This is a genomic window from Asticcacaulis biprosthecium C19 (assembly GCF_000204015.1).
GTDB lineage: Bacteria > Pseudomonadota > Alphaproteobacteria > Caulobacterales > Caulobacteraceae > Asticcacaulis > Asticcacaulis biprosthecius.
The window spans coordinates 808,270-815,669 of sequence record NZ_GL883077.1; the positions used below are offsets into that span (position 1 = coordinate 808,270).

The window sequence follows — 7,400 nt, forward strand, 5'->3', positions numbered from 1 at the left end:
GAAAATTGCTTAGATAGGTTTGTCTGTCCAACTCAATTCGTCACGATATCGCGGTGCTGGGGTGCCAGGGCGGCAAGAAGCTTGTTCTGGGCGTGGAAGGGAATGTCGTTTTTGTCCATCGCCTTTTGCAGGTCCTCGACCAGGGCGTTGAAGCTGGCGCGGTCGATGCCCAACTGGGCGTGGGATTCCTTCATCCCCTTGCCGGTATAGGTGCAGCCACCGTTCAGAACGACGCAGAACTGTTCGACCAGCATCTTTTTGATATGGTCCTGCTTGGCGTCAACGAAGAAGACGCTCGTGCGCGGATCGTCCAGCAGGATGACCATAAAATCGTCGACCAGTTTCACCAGGCCGTCATGGCCGCCGAATTCGCGATACAGGCTGTCGTCGGCGGCGATGACGGGCGCTACGGCGGCGCTGTCCTTGACAGTTTCGGCAGCAAAGGCCGGAGCCGCGATGGCGAAAAGGGCGGTGGCGATGATCGCGATTTTCATGGCTTAGAATCCGACTTGCAGCGAGGCGTAAAGGCCGGTCTGGCGGCGGGTGACGATGTTGCCGAGATCGGCATAGGCCAGGGTGACCGAAATGTGCTTGACGGGCGCATAGGCGACAAAGACATCGAACGCCGCGTCTTCCTTCGCTACGGCCAGGTTGTCGGGTTTGGTGCGGACCTCGGCGCCGATGGCCAGTTTGCGGGTCAGGAGGTAGGCGACCGAGCCTTCGAACTGGTAATGATAGTCGTCGTCGATGCCGCCGAAGCCGAGAATGCCGAACTGGTTGGCCTTGGTGGCGCGGATCGTGGCGTTGACCAGAAGCCCCTTGGCCAGGAACAGCTTGGTGGCTGAGACGTAATAGTCCGTGCCCTCGTCGTCGCGGGCGCCCAAGGCCTTCACCAGGCCGCCGTTCTGGTTCTTCTTGAATTGGATTCCGACCGCCACCTGGGGCAGCCAGCTATCCTGTTCCAGGACGGCGTCGCCCAGGACCTTGACCTTCACGCCCAGAACGTCCTGACCGATGGTATAGCCCTGTCCCAGGCCCAAGGCGGCGCCGACGGCTTCGGTGTCGAAGTCCTGGTGCGACCATGAAATTTCCAACCGGTCGTCCAAGCCGACAACACCGCCGTAGGAACGGATGTCATAGTCAGTTGTGTTGACGTCGGTGGCGTAGAGATTGGCGCCGAACTGGCCCTGTTCGCCATAGGAACCGATGACGGCCCAGGGGGTAAGGCCGCCGCCGGCCGTGCCTTCGACCGTATTGACGCCACCCGTCAGCAGCAGCTTACCGCTGGTATAGTCGAAAACCGACTCGGCCCGCGACGCGGCCGGTACGGCGATCGCGGTAAGAAGGCCCAGCAGGCACATCAGCTTTTTCATGGGGAAATCCGGCCTTCGTCGCATCGAACTTATGAGAACGATTCCTGAATCGATATGGTTAAGGCTTCGTGACCGAACACCGCGCCGCGCGGCGATTATGTCGGAAATCCGGTGGGATTGCCGGGTTACAAAAACTTAATGCCGGGCCACCGCAGCCTGTGCTATCGCTGGCGGATTGTTTCATATGATCCGGTTAGATCCCATGCGCGCATTTCTGCTTGCCCTGTCCCTTCTGAGCTTGCCCGTCGCGGCAACGGCCTTATCGGCGACGCCGGTCGTCGCCCAGGACGCGGCCGCCGCTTCCTACCCGCAGGGCAAGCTGCCCGATACGGCCAAGCCGACCGCCTACCGGTTGGAACTGACCATCGTGCCGTCCAAGCCGCGCTTCTCCGGCAAGACCGAGATCGATGTCGCGGTGAAGGAGCAGACCTCAACCCTGTTTATCCATGGCCGGGACCTGAAGGTGTCCAGCGCCACGGTTGAGCAGAACGGCAAGACGATCAAGGCGAAATACACCCAGGTCGATCCGCTGGGCGTCGTCCGCCTCGACTTCGCCAAGCCGGTGGCTGCCGGCAAGGCAACGCTGAAATTCGAATATGACGCGCCGTTCGGTGATACCGCGGCCGGCCTGTACCGCATCCAGGTGGATGGCGAGTGGTATGTCTGGTCGCAGTTCCAGTCGATCGATGCCCGCTCGGCCTTTCCGTCGTTCGACGAACCGGGCTACAAGACGTCGTTCAAGGTGACCCTGCTGACGCCGGACAAGATGGAGGCGGCCAGCAACTTCCCGCGCCACTTCGCCCAGGATGAACCCGGCGGCAGGCTGGTGCGTCACATCTTCTATCCGACGTCGCCGCTGCCGACCTACCTGATGGCGTTTGCCGTCGGTCCGTTTGCGGTGGTTGAAGGGGTCGTTCCGCCGACGCCGCAACGCAACGTGCCTCTGCCGATCCGCATCCTGGCGACCCAGCCCAACAAGGGCAAGCTGGCCTATGCCCTGAAGGAGACCGGCCCGATCGTCGCCCATCTCGAAGCCTATTTCAACCAGGCCTTCCCGTATCCGAAGCTGGACCAGGTCGGTTCGCCCGTCATGCCCGGCGCCATGGAAAACGCCGGCCTCGACATCTATGGCGACAATATCCTGCTGTTGGATGACGGCGCCGACACCGAACAAAAGCGCAGCTTCGGCATGATCGTGGCGCATGAGTTGTCGCACCAGTGGTTCGGCGATTACGTCACGCCCGCCTGGTGGGATGATATCTGGCTCAACGAAAGCTTCGCCAACTGGATGGGCTACCGCATTGGCAACGAATGGCGCCCGGAACTGAATATCGGCGCCGGCGCCATCGACGAAGCCTTTGCCGCCATGGATACCGACGCGCTGAAGGTCGGCCGTCCGATCCGCCAGCCCATTATCAACAACGCTGATATCGACCAGGCGTTCGATAGCATTACCTACGGAAAGGGCGGCCAGGTCGTCGCCATGGTGGCCGGCTATCTGGGTGATGAACGCTTCCGCAACGGTGTCCGTCTGCACATGTCGCGTCACCCGCACGGCAATGCCACGACCGATCAGTTCTTCGGCAATCTGGCCGACGCCGCGCAGGATCCCCGCGTGCTGGAGTCGATGAAGAGCTTCATCTATCAGCAGGGCTTCCCCGTGGTGGAGTTCAGCCATGTCGGTGGTTACCTGGTGGCCAAGCAGTCGCGTTATGCGCCGCTGGGTTCGGACGCCGCGTCGCAAACCTGGACCATTCCGCTGTGTCTGCGCCGGGGTGCCGAAGAAGGCTGCTACATGCTGGACAAGGTCGAAGGCAGCCTGGGTACCGATGTCGCGGGTGAATTGATGCCCAATCTGGGCGGCACCGGCTATTACCGCTTCGCCCTTACGCCGGAAGACTGGGACGCGCTGATCGCAACCGGTGGCACCCTCAAGGGCGGTGAAGGCCTGGCTGCCAGCGACAGTCTGTGGGCGCAGTTCGCCGCCGGCAAGCTGGATCCGGCCCGGTTGATCTCGGCCGCCCGCGTTATGGCGACCAATCCGGATTCGCGTGTTGCCGTCGACGGCGGCGCCCGTCTGGCGGGTCTGCGCCGCAAGGGTCTGGTTGCCGAAGACGCCACCGCGGATTACCGCCGCGTCATGGCCGGGATCTATGGTCCGCGTCTGGCCGCCCTCGGATTCGATCCGAAGGCCGGTGCCCACGCCTCGGATACGCCCGATACCCAAAGCCTGCGCACCAACCTGGTCGACCTCATGGCCGATGACGCCCATGACGAGGCCCTGCGCGCCAAGCTGAAGGCCGCGGCTGCGGCCTATCTGGCCGGTGACAACTCCGCTCTGGATCAATCGATCCTGGGTCTGGCCCTGGCGGTCCATGTCGAAGATGGCGGTCTGCCGGCCGCTAAGGCGCTGTTTGAGACGGCCATGACCTCGACCGACGAGTTGTTCCGGGCATCGGCTGCGGGCGCCGTGACGAACGGCGCCACGCCGGACACCGCCACCTGGCTGTTTGGCGTGCTGCTCAGCGACAACCGCCTGCGTGCGACCGAACGCCTTGGCCTGCTGGCCGGCCTGATGCGACAGCCGAAGAGCCGCGACATAACCTTCGACTGGTACGTCGCCAACTACGAGGCGCTCAGCAAGGGCACCGGCATCTTCTCGGCAACGCGTCTTCAGACCCTGGGTGGCGGCTATTGCTCGGCCGAGCGCGCCAACCAGCTGGATGCAGCCCTGCGCGCCAAGGTCGTGGCCGGAGGCCGGGGAACACTGTCCTTCGACCGGACCCTGGAAAAAGTGCGCAACTGCGGCGTTCTCAAGGATGCCAAGGCGGCGGAAGTGACCCAGGCCTTCAAGAGCGCTTCCTGAAAAAGACTAACGTATCAAGTATTTGTGCGCCCGGTCATGATTGACCGGGCGCTTCTTTTTTGGTCATGTCCGCCTACGGCTGCGGGGTTGCCTTATCGGCCGGCTTAAGCCTTTGTAGAATAACGTATTTTTGCCTCTGAGGGTCCAGCCATGAACGATTCCCCCATCAATCCCACTCCGACCATCCAGCCCCGCGGCAGCGGACTGGTGGAAAGGGTCAAGGCCATCCTGCTCAAACCGTCACCCACCTGGGACGTGATTGCCACCGAGCCGGCCTCGGTGAAATCGCTGTATATGGGCTATATTCTTCCGCTGGCGGCGATCGGGCCGATTGCCGGGTTGCTGGGGATTCTGATCTTCACGGGTTTGCTCGCGATCCTGGCTGGGCCCTTCCTCGTTATCGGCGCGATCTTCGGGTTCGTAATGAACCTGGTCGTCGTCTATGTCATGGCGCTGATCGTCGACGGCCTGGCGCCGAGTTTCGGCGGCCAAAGGAATTTTCTTCAGGCCTTCAAGGTCATGGCCTATTCGATGACGGCGGCCTGGGTCGCGGCGGTGATCGGCCTGATTCCGTTCCTGGGTTGGCTGAGTATTCTGGGCGGCCTGTACAGTCTTTATCTGCTTTACCTCGGTCTTCCGAAACTCATGGGGGCTCCGGCTGAAAAGAGCCTGGGCTATACGGCGGTGGTTGTGGTCATTGCGATCGCCCTGTCGCTGGTCGTATCGGCCATTACCCGTTCGGTCATGGCCCTGGGTACCCTGGGGGCGGTGGCGACCTATTCGGCCGCAGCCAACAAGACGGTCACCGTTCCAGGTATGGGCAGTGTCGACCTGGCCAAGGTCGAGCAGGCGGCCAACCAGATGGCCGCGGAAGCCTCGGCCCAGGCCGCCGGAGGCACGACGGTTACCCTGGCTGATCCACAGGGCCTGCTGGCCCTGATGCCGGCGAACTACCTGGGCGCCGCGCGCGCAGACGACAGCACCCAATCCGGCGGCGCCGCGGGTGTGTCGGTGGCGACGGCGAGCGCCAACTATGTGATCAACGGCAATGCTGTCGAACTGGAGGTCACAGACCTGGGCTCGGTGTCGGGACTGGGCGCACTGGCAACGGCCGTCAATGTCAATACCTCATCCAGCAGCGCCGGCGGCTACGAAAAGGTGACGACCAGTAACGGTCAGATGGTCGCGGAATCGTGGAACAGCGAGACCAAGCAGGGCAGCTACACCATTGTGCGCAATGGCCGGATCAGCGTCGAGGCCTCGGGCACGGTCGACTCGATCGAGGTGCTGAAAAACCTGGTCAACGGCCTGGACGCCGGACGGCTGGAGGCTCTGTCGAAGACGTAGAGCGGGTTTTGACGGAATCACATCCCGCTCCAGGTTTTTGTTTTGTCGCGCGAATTTACCGAATAGTGCCGCACACTTTATTGGATCGCGCTAGGGCGCGCTTTCCATGGCCGGATCATAATCGGCGGGCGGCAGGCCGATGAACTTCCAGATGTGCGGGTAAAGGCCGTCGCGGGTCAGGGTGTTGTGCTCCGAGCCCTTCATGTGAACGAAGGTCTTCGGTTCGTTGGCCAGCGAAAACAGTTTTTGACCCTGATGGAAGGGCACCACGCTGTCGCGGTCGCCATGGGCGATCAGCAACGGCATATGGACGTCCCTGATATAGGTACGGCTATGGAACTGGTCCGTCATCAGCATGGACACCGGCACGAAGGGATAGCGTTCCTGGGCGACGTCGGAGACGGCGGTAAACGGCGCCTCCAGCACCAGGGCGCGCGCCGGACGCTGAGATGCGACATAGGTGGCCACGCCCGAACCGAGGGAATGGCCGTGGATGACGATGTCGGCATCCTTGAAGCCCTGTTGCCGCAGCCAGTCGTAGGCGGCCAGGCCATCGGTGAACAGGCCCTTTTCGGTGGGCTTGCCGGTCGAGTGAGAATAGCCGCGATAGGCCAGGGCCAGGTAGCCGACGCCCTGTTTGTGCATGCGGACGTAGCGCCATTTGCCGATGGTCAGGGTGCTGCCCTGGCCATGGAAGAACAGGATGACGGGCTGGCCCGGTTGCGGCGGCTCGTACCAGGCCTGAAGTGTCTCGCCGTCCGGGGTTTTGATCCGCAGGTCCTGGATTTTCAGGCCTGGGATCGGCTGGTTGGGTTCGGGCTGAATGGAATAGAGCAGGCTGCGCTGGGCGAAATAGAGATAGCCGACAATGCCGCCATAGGCGGTGGCAACGACGACCACCAGGCTGATCAGGATGCGGCGCAGGATGGGCAGATAGCGGTTCATGTTCATCCTCAAAACACCTTGGCGGCGACAACTTCGCCGGGTTTGGGCTGGCGCAGGTGGGTTAGGGTTATAACGGCAGCTTCAAGAACCCGGGTAACCAGGCCGACAATGAAAAGCGTCGCGATCCAGGTCATGCCGTAGGTGGTGCTGGTGTCCTCATCGATATAGCCGCCGGCAGCTATGGCGGCCTGGACCATCAAGACAATCAGGATCAGAAAAGCACCGGTCGTGCAGCTCAGCAGGCGCGACACCCACCAGGCGACAATCAGGACGCGCTGCCATGCGGCGAGGGGGCTGTGGCGGGTATTCAGCGTCCATACGGCATGCGCCGGTAGCCAGAAGGCTGCCACCGGCACGACATAACCCACCCACGCCCAACGCGCCGACACCGCGAGGCGGCCTTGCTTTTCGGCATTACTGACCAGGCGCCAGGTCCAGCGCATGATCACGGCCAGCATGGGCAGGCGGACAATGAGCTGTGCCATCGCCACCAGGAAGACCAGGCCCAGGGCGGAGGTGTTTTCCGCCGTGCGGAAAATTTGCGCCGGCCAGCCGCTGGCCATGGCCGCGGTCAGGCCCAGTATGCCCAGCGCCACATCGGGAACCGCCAGGACGTGCAGAGCTATCGCCTGTCCGCGGCCGGTCTTGAAGGTCGTTTTGTTCGCCATGTTTCTTTCCCCCGTCGCGATAATGCCCGTTTTGCCGCTGCAAGCAAGTCTCAGAACAGGTTGGTGACGGGGTTATCGTCGGTTCCGGTGCCTGTTAAATTCGGACGCGTTCAAACCAGTTTACAAAACAAACTTGTTGGCGTATATCTCGCCACCATCGGACGCGGGTCCGACCATCAGAACGCTTCCGCGTTCTGAGTA

6 protein-coding genes are annotated in these 7,400 nt (G+C 62.2%); 2 read left to right on the forward strand and 4 right to left on the reverse strand.

All coding sequences use genetic code 11. The annotated features are described in order from the left end of the window. Nucleotides 1–32: 32 nt before the first annotated feature. Both ABI_RS04075 and ABI_RS04080 read right to left on the reverse strand, forming a co-directional pair. Nucleotides 33–494, reverse strand: coding sequence for a group I truncated hemoglobin (locus ABI_RS04075; protein WP_006271572.1), 462 nt, complete (start codon nucleotides 492–494; stop codon nucleotides 33–35). A gap of 3 nt (nucleotides 495–497) precedes the next feature. Further along, a complete protein-coding gene (locus tag ABI_RS04080; RefSeq protein WP_006271573.1) occupies nucleotides 498–1,373 on the reverse strand; it encodes a DUF3034 family protein in 876 nt (291 codons plus the stop codon). Nucleotides 1,374–1,575: 202 nt separating this feature from the next. On the opposite strand from ABI_RS04080, the gene ABI_RS04085 reads away from it, so the two are divergent. Together ABI_RS04085 and ABI_RS24150 are read left to right on the forward strand one after the other, a co-directional pair. After that, entirely contained in the window at nucleotides 1,576–4,239 is a 2,664-nt protein-coding gene (locus tag ABI_RS04085; RefSeq protein ID WP_040308562.1) for a M1 family metallopeptidase, read from the forward strand. A gap of 150 nt (nucleotides 4,240–4,389) precedes the next feature. Further along, the gene (locus ABI_RS24150; protein WP_006271575.1) at nucleotides 4,390–5,586 is read left to right on the forward strand and encodes a Yip1 family protein; all 1,197 of its coding nucleotides are present in this window, start codon (nucleotides 4,390–4,392) and stop codon (nucleotides 5,584–5,586) included. 90 nt (nucleotides 5,587–5,676) lie between these two features. On the opposite strand, the gene ABI_RS04095 is transcribed toward ABI_RS24150, so the two are convergent. After that, the gene (locus ABI_RS04095) at nucleotides 5,677–6,531 is read right to left on the reverse strand and encodes an alpha/beta hydrolase (RefSeq protein WP_245531294.1); all 855 of its coding nucleotides are present in this window, start codon (nucleotides 6,529–6,531) and stop codon (nucleotides 5,677–5,679) included. 8 nt (nucleotides 6,532–6,539) lie between these two features. Further along, on the reverse strand, nucleotides 6,540–7,199 hold the full coding sequence (locus ABI_RS04100; RefSeq protein WP_006271577.1) for a DUF4328 domain-containing protein: 660 nt from the start codon (nucleotides 7,197–7,199) through the stop codon (nucleotides 6,540–6,542). Nucleotides 7,200–7,400 lie beyond the last annotated feature (201 nt).